Below are 13611 nucleotides of genomic sequence, written 5' to 3'. Positions count from 1 at the left end.
TTCATCACTTCTGCCTCTACTCTCACTACCATAAAAGGAAGTTATAGATATATTCCTTTCCTTCCTAACACTTCATCGAGTGTGTACTCTCCATGTTGATAGCTTTCCACGTTCCCTTAACCCTATCAATACTTAACTTAGGTGCTAGCTCTTGCCTGGCGTCCTCTCCATCGCCTGTAACGATGCATGGAGCTTTCGAAACCACCATACTTACTCGCCCACGGAACGCACTTGAAATTTCATCAAGTCTACTCATTTCTAAGTAGTTCCACTTCCAGACATTTGGTTCGCTAGTTCGTCAGTGTTTCACCACATTCTCACCATATTAAGTTTTTCACGACTCCCGACTTATCAGTTGCACCAACCACCTCTGGTTAGCTTTCGGTTACTCATGAGCACTACGGCAACTTTCAGCCGACTTTACCGAGCTTCATACCTTATTCTTATACACTTTCAAATAACGCATGTCGGAGTATTAGAGTAGGCGTTTCAAGGCGTTACCCTATCATTCCACCTATCAAGTTAAGAGTTCAAGAATCACTTGCGTAACCTTTTCAGTTACGAACGTGTCGCACGATGGTTATGCAGGGCAATAATAGAGGCCGCTGACCGCTTTAAAGCTTCGCGGTACACCTCCCTAGGGTGCACGATCGAGGCATTTAGACTTCCAATAAAGATCGTCTGTTTATGAAGCACTTGATTCTTGGTGTTCAAATACAAGCAGACAAAGTGCTCTTGTGAAAGAAAGCGCATGTCGTTCATCACATAATTCGCACCATCTTCCGGGGAGCGAATCACGTAACGGTCTTCGTTTTTCAAGTTGGCAATCCGTCTGCCAATTTCAACGGCAGCAAGAATTTGGATCGCCTTTGCTTGGCCGATGCCTTTAATTTCCATCATTTCTTCTAACGTCGCTGCTTTTAACATTCGTAAGCCTTCGAAATTCGTCAGCAACCGATTCGATAATTGAAGTACCGATTCATCCTTCGTACCCGTCCGTAATAAAATCGCAATTAGTTCATGATTGGATAAGCTTTCTGGGCCGTTTTGAACAAACCGTTCTCTTGGTCTTTCGTCTTGCGGAAAATCACGTATCATTAATGAATTTGTCGACACACTGTTTCCTCCCTTATAGTCGGGAGTTATAGAACAGCTTTAATACGGCAATTGATAGCCGGCCTTTCTCAGTTCACGAACCGTCCTCGCAACCGGGAGGCCGACAACCGCAAAATAATCACCTTTTATTCTTTTGACAAGCATGCTTCCTAGCTGCTGAATACCGTACGAACCTGCTTTATCAAGCGGTTCACCACTTTGCACGTAATAGGATATTTCCTCGTCCGTTAACTCCCAAAACTCTACTTCTGTTTTTTCAAAAAATTTTGTTGAAACATTTGCAGATAAAATGGCCACACCTGTGTAAACATCGTGCTGCTGCCCTGAAAGGATCGTTAGCATCCTTGTCGCTTCTTCGGAGTTTGTGGGCTTCCCTAACACTTGACCGTTTGCGACCACAATCGTATCCGAGCCAAGGACAAAGCTTTCAGGATTGTCTTTAAAAACTGCCTGTGCTTTTCGTTCGGCAAGTTCCATCACTACATCCTCAGGTGAAAGCATTGGATCAAAGCTTTCATCCACTTCACTGCTTGAAATCGTGAAGGTTAATTGGAGGTTTTCTAGAAGTTCTTTTCGCCGTGGAGAAGAAGAGGCTAAAATGAGGTTTTGCATTTCATCACCATACCTTTGCATCATTTAGGAAGATACACTCTAATCGTATCAGAAGTTGCATGCGCAAACAATTTTTATATCCTTAAAGTTCGAAGAAAATTGACAAAATATGCAAGTGAAAACCACTATTCTACAAAAAGCAAAGCCTGTCCAGTATGAACAGGCTAGGGCAATAAAATTATTTCCTAGAAAATATCGAGATTTGTCATTTACAGTGCGTAATAGGCAGATATGAAATTTAATAAGTGCTGCTGTGCTTCAATGAGACTCTTAGTTTCCTTCGAAGTCTGGAAGGATTTAACCTTTTCTACAGCGCCGGTCAAATCGGCATGGAGACCCTTTACTTTCTCATTATTTAGCTTGTCACCAGATTTGAGTTGTTCGCTTAAAGCATTGATGTCATCTGCAGCTGTTTTAGTAACGATCCCCGTTGAACTGATCTTTGAAAGCTGCTGATAAATGGCTGCACTAGATTCAAGGAAAGCTTTTTCAGTCTCATTGATCTCGGCCACTGTCTTTTCGGGTACTGCTATTGATTTGGCATATACATCTTCGACACTATTGTTTTCTTTATAAAAAGTTCCCAACTGTTTTGCTGACTCAACAGAATCGGCTACCCCTATGAATAAGTATTCCTTACCATCGATTGCAATTGAAGTTGCAGCAGCCCCTTTCCCTTTTACCGCGTTCGCTCCTGATACCGCCAACTCTTTTGTTGAAAAATAACCACCCTGGACCACAAAGATGGTCTGAGTAGGTATTACTGTCGATGCTGTCGCGGCAGGCGTCTTTTCTTCCCCTGTATTCTTCCCCGTTTCACCACCGACTGGCTGCACAACAGCAGGTTTGTCAGTATCCGTAATAAAGAGCTTTAACATCAACACACCTAAGCTCGTTCCAATGAGAATGGCAAAAACAGCCGTGAACAATATATTTTTAATGGCTCCACCATTTCTTTTCTTGGAAAAGGTTGAAAAGGATACGGTTTTCTTTCCGGCTTTTTTCGACTTTTGACTGCTGGCAATCTTATATTCGACAATGTCATTTTCGGAAGACTCAGGAATGATCCAATCAAAACTCTCATCGACAGATTCCTGAGCAGCCGCTGTTTCTCTGAAGCTTTCTTGTTCGAGGTGTTCTGGATCAATCTTGATAACCGTTGAAAACGGTTCAGCTTCCTTGTCAGCTAGCTTTTTTACCGGCTCTTCTTTAAACGACTGCTGTTCACCATTTAACTTAATCTTTATTGTATGGCCATTTTTAGGCTTGTCCACTCATTCGTACTCCTTTCCCTCCCGACACTGATTTCTACTAGCCTACCATATGTACAAAAAAAAATAACAAGACTTTTGTCGTCTTGTTACTAGATGCTTTCGCCAAATTTTTTAATTGTTGTTGAATTTAATTAGACCTACCGAGATATTGTCAATCTCTGTGCAAAGGTTACGATTTTCTCCATATAAACACACTGAAGAAATTTTCCCATCAATTAACTCAACATAAGTGATTTCAGATGGAGATAATACCTCTCCAGTGTATGGGTCATAAAATTCATTAATATAATTCTTGTTAAACAATTCTTCATAAGTGATTTTAGCTATACTGTTTCTATCTTCAACTTCATCATTCAGATATAACTCAGCTGCATGTAAGATCGCTTTTGCATTATTAACAAAGATTTTATCTTTTGAATTAGCGATTACACTATCAATCGATACGAGGCCTACTGATGCAATGATCCCTAAGATTACTATGACTGCTAATAATTCAACAAGTGTGTATCCTTTTTGATTCCAACTCATTCGTTTTTTCATAGAAAGTGCCCTTTGCCATGATTATTATTTAGTTATTTCCACTCAATTTAGTAGATGCACTTAATGGGTTTTTCTTGTTAGCAGGTCCTGGCGCATCAATCTTTGGAAGATCAGCTATTAAATCATTTAAGGTAGGCAAGTAATAAGCAGAGACCGTTAGACTGTAGGTTAGCTTTTCTTCTGCATCTTTACTATCTAAACTAGTAATTTCTTTACCGCCCGAATAACTTATCGATTCGACTACGACAATTCGATTCAATGATTCAAGTGTGCTAATAAACTTCTCAAGATCTCCATAAGTTGGTGATTCTACACTTAAGCTAATGGTTAGCTTTTTTAAGCCAGTAACAGTATTAGCTGCCTGAGCTTCCTGTTCAGCAGTCACTTCCTGAACCGTCTTAACCTCTAGATCCTCATCAGTTGTTTCGCCATTAGCCGCCGTTTCCGGTGCTGGGGGTGCAACTGGTACATCCACATCTTTAGCAAAGCTCATCGACTTAACCAAGCTGCTAGAAACAGTTTCTGCCCTTTCAAGGTCCAGTACAAATTGCTCTTGAAGGGGTGCTACTGGAACTTTTTTCTGTAGTTCCCTAGTATCCTCTACAACTTTTGTCGTTTCGTCTGCTTTTTTCTGTGTGATGGTCTCTAATAGCTTTTGTTCTGTCTTCAGTGTTTGCTCTTTCGTTTCAAGGTCAGTTTTCAGGGGTGAAAGCATCATGAATTGAACAATGGTGATGAATAACGCCACTAGGAGGATGCCAAACAACATTACTAGCTTTTCTCTTTTTGAAAGTCGAAGCTTCATGATGCTGTCACCTCTTCTCCATTACCTTTGTTTATGAGTTGCTTAATCGTTTCCTTTGTGAATTTAATCTCAAACTGTCCAATATATCTTGGTACATATTTGTTAGTCGGATACTTTATCTCTGGCTGTGTGTTCGCAGATTCACTTTCATTTGGTTTTACCGGAGTAAAAATGAATCTAGAAGGATCATTAGGGTCAATTGTAACAATAAAACTATCGTTAGTATTCAACTGATTATCAACTGTTTGAGTTCCAGATGTAGTAGTGGCCGTTTCTTTCGCTTCTTCAAGCTCTTGTGCGGCTAATGAACTAAGACTCGCTTCGTCTATATAGTCTGACTCGTTTAGGTTATCTAGGAAGTATGCTGCTTCCCTAGAACTATCAAATTGAACAGAGAGAGTAACCGTACCAGCTTCTGTATAACCAAAGGTTTGAATAAAGCCTCGTTCTGGCAGTAATCCAGTTAAATGTTGCATAACTGGAACGGTTTGAATCGGGTAGTTATCGGCCCAACTCACAGCATTTTTTAATACAGTAACAGATAACTGTGCTTCGGTTTTCCCGGCATTGTTTTGTTCAATTTCAGCAAGCTTTTTAGTGGTATCAATTTGTTGGTCAACTGCAGCGATATCACTTCTCACCTGTTGAATTTGCCATAAATAAACGCCGCCGACTGCTATTAATAGGACAGCAAAGCTTACCAGCATCAGGATAAGGCCTTTTTTTCCACGTTCTTTTTGAGGAAGCAGGTTAATTTCTACTAGCATCATTGCACCTCTTTTAAAGCGAGACCTAAAGATAAAAATAGATTAGCCGGTACGCTTCCTTTCATTTCAGAATCAAAACTGATCCTCTCAAGAGGAATCTCGAATCTTTCTTTCATTTCTTCGTAAATGGCCGTTAGCATCGGATGATCGCCGTTTAGTAGAAACTTCGTAACATCCTTTTTCTCATTGTTGCTAAGTGTATAGCGATAAAAATCCAAAAGCTTGTTAATTTCTTTGAAGATATCTTCAAATTGAATAACTAACTCTTCAGGATCTCCACTGTATTTGTATTCCATCAAGCCAGATAAATCCTGCTTGATTTCCCAATTATCGATATTAAAAGGTAGAGCGAATTGGCGCATTACCAATGGTACACTCTCTTCAAAGATACACAGATTTACACTTGTTAAGTCGAATTGAACCGTAAACAGAACCTCTTTCTCACTTGCAAGTTCAAGATAGTGATACAAGCGATAGAGTGATAAAGGAGAAATATCAGCAGCAATTGGGCTTAGTTTAAGGCTGGAGAATAATTCAGCATATTGCATGACAAACTGTTCAGGAGCGGCAAATAAAAGCAAGTCCTTTGTTTTCCCGTTATTAGAAAGCGGATAATAGTCAAACACTGGTTCTTCGAACGGCAAGTGAATGCTTGAGCCAAGTTCCAAATAGAGATACCCTTTTATTTCATCGTCTTGAATATCAACTGGTATGCTGACTTTACGAATAATCACCAGTGAATCTGGTACGATGAAGCGGATCGAACGGCGATTAATCTTCCAGTCGTCAATACATTCTTCGAGAATATTCGTCAGCGTATCCAGATCGACAATCCTTCCGTCGGTTATAATACCTGGCGGCAGGTAACGTTCGTTCCATTTTTGTGCAGCAGGGGGTTTTGATTGTTTCAGTTCAACGAAACGAATCGAGTGGTCATTGATGACGAGATTAATTATTCGGTTTTTTGTTGAAAAAAGGGAAAATGCCATATCTATAACCCCTTACTTAAAATCCTTGATTTAGAAACTGTAAATATAGATCTATTAAATCCGATCCCCAATAATAGGCGGTTAATGTCCCAGCTGCAATAAATGGACCAAACGGAATCGGCTGCTTTCTTTTGACAAGTTTGAAGAGCAATGCTAATCCACCGATAACGGCTCCAAATAGGGTAGAAAAAAAGAAAGATAAGAGCACAAGCTTGAAACCTAGGACAAATCCTAGTAACGCATATAACTTCACATCTCCCATACCCATCCCGCCTTTGCTGACAAGAACGATAATAAGAAGAAGTGTAAACCCAGTTACTGCACCAAGCAGGCTGTCCCACCATGGTGTTAGCGGTACAAAAATTCGTTCCAATAAAAAAATCCCTGTAAACCAGATTAAAATCTTATCAGGGATGATCATATAATGTATATCTGATACGGTAATAATGATAAACATTGAAATTAGTGTTAAAGCAACGACTAATTCTCCGGACCAGCCAATAACTAGTGGTGCTGTGGCAAAAAGAACGCCAGTCAATAATTCAAAAAAGGGATAGATAGGAGAAATCCGCGACTGACAGCCGCGGCATTTCCCTTTTTGAAGCAAATATGAAATTACTGGAATAAGTTCATATGGTTTCAATTGATGCCTACAAGTTGGACAAGCCGATCCCGGAGTAACAATTGATTGTTTTATTGGAACTCTAAGTCCAACAACATTGAAAAAAGACCCTAAAACTAAACCATATAAAAAAACAATAAACCCAATCATTATTTTACATATTCTAATAATTCTTGTTCTGAAGCACCATCTGTTCCTTTGTCAGCCAAATCTTCAGCCGGATGATCTGTTAGAGTATAAGTATAGTTTCCTGATGCTGTATAAACTACCTTTACAGTATACCCATTTACTTTTACCTTATCTAGGTAAGTTCCTAGTTTTGCATGAGTAATATCTTCGTTAGCTGCCGGTCTAGTATCAGCAATATATAGCTTTGCAGCATTAACTATTTGTATGCCTTCTTGAACCTTAGCTTTATTATCTGATTTTGAAATAACACTCGTAATCGCAGGAATCGCAATCGCCGCAATGATCCCTAAAATAACAATAACTGCTAGTAATTCGATTAATGTAAAGCCTTTTTGTTCTTTTAATTTTGAACTTAATTTTTTAATCATATTCCGTCTCCTTCTGGTTCTATGAACCTAGTAATATTTCTCTATGAGTATACAATAAATGACAGTGAAAGAAAAGTAGATTTTTATCAATCGCTGTAACAAATTTTACCTCTTTGTAATATTAGTGAATTTTCTGTCTAGTTTTGTCAACTCATTTGGTCGAACATGGAGAACATTGGCATCATAATGGAAAGTACAATGACCCCGACGATCCCTGCTAAAAATACAATCATGATCGGTTCGATTAACGACTTGAGTCTATCGGTCACTTGATCGACTTCTTTTTCATAGAAATCAGCAATTTTTGACATCATCGTATCTAATGCCCCTGTTCCCTCACCGATCAAAATCATTTGTGTCACGAGCGGTGGAAAGACCCAGTGGTCACTCATTGGTTCTGTCATAGAACGCCCTTTTTCTAGGGAGTCACGCGACTCGCGTATTACCTTCGCGATGACTTCATTTTCTACTACTTTTTCTACAATCGACATCGCTTGTAATATCGGAACAGAACTTGAAAATAGCGAAGCAAGTGTTCTCATCATTCGGGCTAGTGCAGCCTTTTGCATCATGTTTCCAAAAATCGGCATTCTTAACATGAAGTAATCCAAGTAATACTTCGTTTTTTTGTTTTTCTTCATATACATAATCGAAAATACAAACGCGAGTATAACTAGAAAGACTATCCACCAGAACTTTTGCATAAATTCACTTGCAGCTAATACAAACTTCGTAATTCCTGGTAACTCTGCACCCATATCAGAAAACATCGTAACAAAGGTAGGAACTACCCCAACAAGCAGGAAAATTACCGCACCAATGGCAAGAATCCCGATAACAGCTGGATAGGTTAATGCAGAGACAACTTTGGCTCTAGTATCGTGCTGTTTCTCAAAATCATCCGCTAGTTTTTCAAGTGTTTCATCTAAATTACCGCTGACTTCCCCTGCTTTTACCATATTAATAAACATCGAATTGAAAATCTTCTTATACTTTGAAACAGCATCAGAAAAAGGATTTCCCTCACGAAGCTCTTGCTCCACATCTAGCAAGGCTTTTTTTAGGGCTTTACTCTCTGTTTGAGCTGCAAGTACAGAGGTAGCCTCTACTAGGGTTACCCCGGCCTTCAATAAGGTGGCAAACTGCCTTAAATAAATAACAAAATGCTGCAGCTTAACAGGGTTACCAAAAGTTAGATCCTTCGTCATTAACGTTTCCGGAATTTCCTTCATTTCAATAACACGGATACCTTCTTCTTTCAGCTTGAGCATTGCCTCTCTTCTTGAGGCAGCGTTAACGGTGCCCTGCCGTTTTCCGCGCCGGTCACGTCCGTCAAATTTGAACCTAGCCATCGAGCATCATCTTTTCTTGTAGGTATTTTACTGCTACTTCTTTTTGAATCAGGTTTCGGTCTAGTAAGTCTCTTATACTCATTTCAAGCGTGTGCATTCCCTGGGCACGGGATGTTTGCATTGTACTTTGGATTTGATGGATTTTTTCAGCACGAATTAGGTTAGCGATCGCAGGATTGTTTACTAACACTTCTGTTGCTGCCTTCCTGCCTTTTTTATCAACAGTAGGGAACAAACGCTGTGAAATGACACCTACTAATACAGAAGCAAGCTGGACACGAATCTGCGGCTGCTGTGCAGGTGGAAAAACATCGATAATCCGGTTAATCGTTGACGGAGCACTTGATGTATGGAGCGTCCCTAATACAAGGTGCCCGGTTTCGGCAGCGGTAATCGCAATCCCGATTGTCTCTAAGTCACGCATTTCCCCAACTAGAATAATATCAGGGTCTTGTCTTAGTGCACCCTTTAGTCCGTTTGCATATGATTTGGTGTCAAAACCGACCTCACGCTGGTCAATAATTGAATTATTATGCTTATGGAGATATTCAATCGGATCTTCAAGGGTAACAATGTGCTTACGCATGGTTCTGTTGACATAATCGATCATTGAAGCAAGCGTAGTTGATTTACCGCTACCTGTAGGCCCAGTTACAAGAATGAGGCCCTGAGGCTTTTCAACTAATTTTGCTACAATTTCAGGTAAATCTAAATCTTCAAGTGTCGGTGTTTTGGAAGCCACTACACGGAGTGCCAAGGAAACACTTTTTCTTTGGTGGTAGGCGTTCACACGGAACCGTGATAGCCCAGGAATACCGTATGAATAGTCAAGCTCACCTTTTTCCTTAAATAAATCATACATATCTTCCGGGATGGTCAGTTTTGCGATTTCTTCGGTATCATCAGGAAGCAAAATATCCTTACCGTACCTTTTCATATCTCCATTAATCCGGAATACAGGTGGGACACCGACGGTTAAATGCACATCGGACGCTTTAAATTCAAGCGCTGCCCTCAGTATATTGTCAATTTTTTCTTTCATTTGTCAGTTCTCCTACTCCAGAGTGGCAACACGTAAAACTTCTTCAGTAGTGGTGATACCTTGCTTCACTTTCAACAACCCATCATCAATCAAAAAGATGGTTTTACTTTTTATCGCTTGGTCTTTTAGCTTTTGAAAAGAATCATCATTCATAATGATTCGGCGCATTTCATCATTAAGGACAAGCACTTCATGAAGTGCCACCCTCCCTTTATAGCCTGTCATATTACAGGAAGCACAGCCTTTTCCACGGGAGATTTTATCGATCTTCATCCCGCGCCTTGCAAAGATTTCTATCTCACGCTTGGATGGCTCCTGCACCTCTGCACAGTCACGGCACACCTTACGAACTAGACGCTGAGCGACGATTCCGGTTAAGGAAGAGGCAATCAAGAATGGTTCAACACCCATATCAATTAGTCGGGTGACGGTTCCTAATGAGTCGTTCGTGTGCAGAGTACTTAACACTAAGTGTCCTGTTAATGAAGCACGTACGGCAATTTCAGCTGTATCTTTATCACGAATTTCCCCTACCATGATAATGTTTGGATCCTGACGAAGGATGGAACGCAGTCCGGCAGCAAAGGTCATCCCAACATTGGTATTGACCTGAATTTGATTGATCCCCTCTAACTGGTATTCTACAGGATCCTCAATCGTAATGATGTTGACTTGTTCACTGTTCAGCTTGTTTAATGCTGCATATAGTGTCGAGGATTTACCCGAACCTGTTGGACCTGTAATCAGAACGATACCGGTCGGCTGTTCAATCATCTCGTTAAATCGTTTTAAATTAAGAGTGTTAAATCCTATTTTATTTAAATCATTTAATGCAGCACCCATGTCCAAAATCCGCATTACGATTTTTTCGCCATAAACGGTCGGCAAAGTCGATACACGGAGGTCAATGGGATGGAAGTCAAGGTTAATCTTGATCCGTCCATCCTGAGGTACACGGTGCTCGGTAATATCCAGATTGGACATAATTTTAATTCTCGCCGTTAACACACTTTGCATATTTCGCGGTAACACCCGTTCCACACGTAATACCCCGTCAACACGATAACGAACCACTACTTTTGTTTCGTGCGGATCAATATGGATGTCACTAGCCTTTTGAACGACTGCGTTCGTCAGCAATTGATTGACGAGACGGACAATCGGTGAATCTAGGTTAGTAACATCATCATCTTGTCCCCTGTCTTTTGAAGACAGGTCGTCAAACAGCTCTTCTAAATCTTCGTCCGTATTGTAATATTTATTAATCGCTCGGATAATATCATCTTTTGTGCCGATGACTGTTTCAATATTGAATCCCGTTGACAACCTGAGGTCATCGATTACGATGAAATCCATTGGATCCACCATCGCGACGTAAAGCTTATTCCCATCTTTTTTTAAAGGAATGATAAGATTTCTTCTGGCTGTATCTTTTGAAATTAATGAAAACAGATTAGTATCAAAAGGATATTGCAATAGATTAACGTGCGGAATTCCTAACTGGTGCTCAAGAACCTCTGCTAACTGCTGATCGGTAATATAGCCTCTTTGTAAGAGAGCATCGCCTATCTTTTGATTAGCCGCTTTATCTGCAAGAGCCGTTGCTAACTGCTCAGCGGTAATTAGCCCTTCTTCAATTAGCAAATCGCCAAGACGTTTACGTGTTTGCTTCATTTATGATCACTTCTTATGTTGTTATTTTGGTTGTTCATTTGTTTTCCCCCAAAGGTCATTATCCTGCTGTTCCGTGTTAGATGGTGACGGTGATTGACTTTCAGATGGAGTTGTTTGCCCTGTGGTATTTGTTCCCGTTCCAGTTTGAGTGCTGCCTGTTAAACCATGAATCTCGACACGAAATACCGGCGGGTAATAATCTTCTGAAATCAGTTCAGCTTTTAACAACTGACTGCCTTCATAAATATTCCGATAAACCTTTACAATTTTCCCATCTGCCCCTGCATTTTCAACCTTTGTTTTTCCTGGTAAGAGTAACGGGCTGTATTGAATAATTGTTTTCGGCTTTAATTCCTGTTGGTCTTTTTTGCTAATTTCGTATTTATATAGCAGCTGATCACCCATTAAGGTAACTTTTAAGCTTCCAGGCACTAAGTCAAATCCTAGTGTATATGTTGCATTATTCGGATTGACGATTACCAAGTCGACACCTTTTGCACTATTTACCATTGCTTCATAGCCTAACTCGGCATAGCTTGGCAGTGAGCCGCTGATACTCCTCTCTTTAATTGAGAGATTAGTAGGAAGTACTGCTTGATAAATCCCCGTTGCCAACAAATCTAGGGCAGAGCTATTCTCAACTTTCTGTGCCTTAGCAAATTCTAGGAATGAAAAGACAGCTTCTTCGGCAATTACAATTTCAGGGTTGTTTTTTATTAGACTATATAATTCATCTGAAACGGAATCTAATTCAACGACAACCTCGCTGATTACAGCTTTCTTATTCGCTACTAATAAATAGTCTTTGTTTAAAGCAAAACTAAACGTTCCACTTTGAAGCTGTGAAGCAGTGTTTGTTAAATCTGCCGTAAGCTTTGTAAGTTCGATCTCTTTACTATCTACCTGTTGGAAAAGCACATTAATTTGTTCTTCTACTTGTAACAGGTCGATCGTAAGACTAGCATGGTTATTCTGGCCCTCTTTAAGGTTCAGGACCGTTTCGGTAGCATCAAATTGAAATAAGTTCACATCGAAATTAACGGTTTTCTCACTATATTGAAGAGTAATCTTAGTACTATTGACCCATTCCACATACTTTTCTTCCAACATAGCAATGGCTTCATTCTCTGTTTTACCTGTAAGGTTTACAGAACCAATCGTTGTGCCTTCATAGAATTTTCCATCGTTGTTCGAAAACTTCCCAAATGCTTCTGAGCCAAAGTGAGAAGAACTAAAAATCACGGCTGTAGTTAAAAATAGAACAGTAAATAATTTCATTAGTTGCTGGTATTTACTACTCAAAAGATTTGCCCCCCTTCTGTTTATCCTTATTTCTGTAGTTCGAGCTTTTTAAGAGGAGTTTCCTCTTTATCACTTGCAGCCTCTTTCGAAGCGATAAATAATTCTTCTAATAGGTGGTTGTCAAGTTCTGCCTTATCGTCCTTCGTCTCTGGTGCAAAATCTTCAAGTTCAGCTAACCAGTCTTCTTCTTCTAATACTGGTAAATCATCTGTTTCAGATTCGTCTAAAAGCATATTTTCTATTTCTGATAAGTACCCTGTTTCCAATGGTTCCTCTTCTTTTATATGTTCTTCTACTATTATGTCCTGATCAACATTTCGATCTTGTAAAAAAGAAATCTCATCATCTATGATTTCAAGTGTATCTTCTTTTTCTAAAGATAGTGCAGCAACTTCAATATCAAGGTTACCCTCCGCTTCTTCCAACGTAGGAGCCATTTGGACTTCTGATAGATCTAAGAAATCCAGTTCATCAGACATTGCCTGTTGTGTATCTGCATAGGATACTGAATTAGTCTCTGTGACAACATCCTCAGCTTGTAATTTCAAAGTGTAAAGCGAAGCTGACAACCGACTGTCCATGATATAAGCAGCAAAAAAGGAGAGCACAAGTAATAATACCAACGCGGCCCATACTGAGAAAGTGGAAACTGCTGCTAGTCCACCTAGTGCCAGGACAAAGCCAACAAAGACAACGGTAAGCTTTCCCTTCACTGTAATTCCAAGCGGTAAAAACGAAATAATCAACATTACAGTCAACATAGACCCAAAGGCCCAAAATAATGAAACCATCCAGCCACGCCCTCTCTATTTATACAAGATTCTATAAAACTACATTTTATATCAAAAATTTATATATTTTGTACATGTGTACGAAATATAGACAAATTTCGCCTACTAAATATTGTATAATACTTTTAACAAGTTTTAAAGAAGCTGGAAAACATTTGTGGGTATAAA

13 protein-coding genes and 1 pseudogene are annotated in these 13611 nt (G+C 39.7%); all 14 read right to left on the bottom strand.

The window, feature by feature from the left end:
- Nucleotides 1-576: 576 nt before the first annotated feature.
- Nucleotides 577-1098 (bottom strand): annotated as a pseudogene (radC, locus tag BTR25_RS02995) (RadC family protein); the annotation flags it as partial.
- A 57-nt stretch (nucleotides 1099-1155) separates the two neighbouring features.
- The gene (locus tag BTR25_RS02990; protein WP_075686461.1) at nucleotides 1156-1728 is read right to left on the bottom strand and encodes a Maf family protein; all 573 of its coding nucleotides are present in this window, start codon (nucleotides 1726-1728) and stop codon (nucleotides 1156-1158) included.
- A 209-nt stretch (nucleotides 1729-1937) separates the two neighbouring features.
- On the bottom strand, nucleotides 1938-3002 hold the full coding sequence (locus tag BTR25_RS02985; protein WP_075686017.1) for a hypothetical protein: 1065 nt from the start codon (nucleotides 3000-3002) through the stop codon (nucleotides 1938-1940).
- A 111-nt stretch (nucleotides 3003-3113) separates the two neighbouring features.
- Nucleotides 3114-3542, bottom strand: coding sequence for a type II secretion system protein (locus BTR25_RS02980; protein ID WP_075686015.1), 429 nt, complete (start codon nucleotides 3540-3542; stop codon nucleotides 3114-3116).
- A gap of 28 nt (nucleotides 3543-3570) precedes the next feature.
- Entirely contained in the window at nucleotides 3571-4347 is a 777-nt protein-coding gene (locus BTR25_RS02975) for a hypothetical protein (RefSeq protein ID WP_075686013.1), read from the bottom strand.
- Entirely contained in the window at nucleotides 4344-5117 is a 774-nt protein-coding gene (locus tag BTR25_RS02970) for a PilN domain-containing protein (RefSeq protein WP_139311159.1), read from the bottom strand. Before BTR25_RS02970 ends, BTR25_RS02975 begins: the two co-directional genes overlap by 4 nt.
- On the bottom strand, nucleotides 5114-6103 hold the full coding sequence (gene pilM / locus BTR25_RS02965) for a type IV pilus biogenesis protein PilM (protein ID WP_083652228.1): 990 nt from the start codon (nucleotides 6101-6103) through the stop codon (nucleotides 5114-5116). Before pilM ends, BTR25_RS02970 begins: the two co-directional genes overlap by 4 nt.
- 16 nt (nucleotides 6104-6119) lie before the next feature.
- On the bottom strand, nucleotides 6120-6875 hold the full coding sequence (locus BTR25_RS02960) for a prepilin peptidase (RefSeq protein WP_075686007.1): 756 nt from the start codon (nucleotides 6873-6875) through the stop codon (nucleotides 6120-6122).
- Nucleotides 6875-7282, bottom strand: a complete 408-nt coding sequence (locus tag BTR25_RS28380) for a prepilin-type N-terminal cleavage/methylation domain-containing protein (RefSeq protein ID WP_075686005.1) — start codon at nucleotides 7280-7282, stop codon at nucleotides 6875-6877. Before BTR25_RS28380 ends, BTR25_RS02960 begins: the two co-directional genes overlap by 1 nt.
- Before the next feature lie 146 nt (nucleotides 7283-7428).
- Nucleotides 7429-8634 carry a type II secretion system F family protein gene (locus BTR25_RS02950; protein ID WP_075686003.1) on the bottom strand — a complete coding sequence of 402 codons (1206 nt, stop codon included), beginning with the start codon at nucleotides 8632-8634 and terminating at the stop codon, nucleotides 7429-7431.
- A complete protein-coding gene (locus BTR25_RS02945) occupies nucleotides 8627-9676 on the bottom strand; it encodes a type IV pilus twitching motility protein PilT (protein ID WP_075686001.1) in 1050 nt (349 codons plus the stop codon). Before BTR25_RS02945 ends, BTR25_RS02950 begins: the two co-directional genes overlap by 8 nt.
- A gap of 12 nt (nucleotides 9677-9688) precedes the next feature.
- Nucleotides 9689-11350 carry a GspE/PulE family protein gene (locus BTR25_RS02940; RefSeq protein ID WP_075685999.1) on the bottom strand — a complete coding sequence of 554 codons (1662 nt, stop codon included), beginning with the start codon at nucleotides 11348-11350 and terminating at the stop codon, nucleotides 9689-9691.
- A gap of 21 nt (nucleotides 11351-11371) precedes the next feature.
- Complete coding sequence (locus tag BTR25_RS02935) at nucleotides 11372-12652, bottom strand: G5 domain-containing protein (protein ID WP_075685997.1); 1281 nt, start codon at nucleotides 12650-12652, stop codon at nucleotides 11372-11374.
- Nucleotides 12653-12678: 26 nt separating this feature from the next.
- Nucleotides 12679-13443: a hypothetical protein gene (locus BTR25_RS02930; RefSeq protein ID WP_075685995.1), complete on the bottom strand. Its 765-nt coding sequence runs from the start codon at nucleotides 13441-13443 to the stop codon at nucleotides 12679-12681.
- Nucleotides 13444-13611: the final 168 nt, after the last annotated feature.

This window comes from Bacillus sp. MRMR6 (assembly GCF_001940785.1).
Lineage (GTDB): Bacteria > Bacillota > Bacilli > Bacillales > Cytobacillaceae > Neobacillus.
The sequence above is the reverse complement of the archived record's forward strand: the minus strand, read 5'-3'. Positions and strand labels throughout refer to the sequence as shown.

Excerpts from the sequence above, each read along its gene's own strand:
- BTR25_RS02980 (WP_075686015.1), bottom strand. The coding sequence starts at position 3,542 with ATGAAAAAACGAATGAGTTGGAATCAAAAAGGATACACACTTGTTGAA.
- pilM (WP_083652228.1), bottom strand. The coding sequence starts at position 6,103 with ATGGCATTTTCCCTTTTTTCAACAAAAAACCGAATAATTAATCTCGTC.
- BTR25_RS28380 (WP_075686005.1), bottom strand. The coding sequence starts at position 7,282 with ATGATTAAAAAATTAAGTTCAAAATTAAAAGAACAAAAAGGCTTTACA.
- BTR25_RS02940 (WP_075685999.1), bottom strand. The coding sequence starts at position 11,350 with ATGAAGCAAACACGTAAACGTCTTGGCGATTTGCTAATTGAAGAAGGG.
- BTR25_RS02975 (WP_075686013.1), bottom strand. The coding sequence starts at position 4,347 with ATGAAGCTTCGACTTTCAAAAAGAGAAAAGCTAGTAATGTTGTTTGGC.
- BTR25_RS02930 (WP_075685995.1), bottom strand. The coding sequence starts at position 13,443 with ATGGTTTCATTATTTTGGGCCTTTGGGTCTATGTTGACTGTAATGTTG.
- BTR25_RS02970 (WP_139311159.1), bottom strand. The coding sequence starts at position 5,117 with ATGATGCTAGTAGAAATTAACCTGCTTCCTCAAAAAGAACGTGGAAAA.
- BTR25_RS02960 (WP_075686007.1), bottom strand. The coding sequence starts at position 6,875 with ATGATTGGGTTTATTGTTTTTTTATATGGTTTAGTTTTAGGGTCTTTT.
- BTR25_RS02950 (WP_075686003.1), bottom strand. The coding sequence starts at position 8,634 with ATGGCTAGGTTCAAATTTGACGGACGTGACCGGCGCGGAAAACGGCAG.
- BTR25_RS02990 (WP_075686461.1), bottom strand. The coding sequence starts at position 1,728 with ATGCAAAACCTCATTTTAGCCTCTTCTTCTCCACGGCGAAAAGAACTT.
- BTR25_RS02945 (WP_075686001.1), bottom strand. The coding sequence starts at position 9,676 with ATGAAAGAAAAAATTGACAATATACTGAGGGCAGCGCTTGAATTTAAA.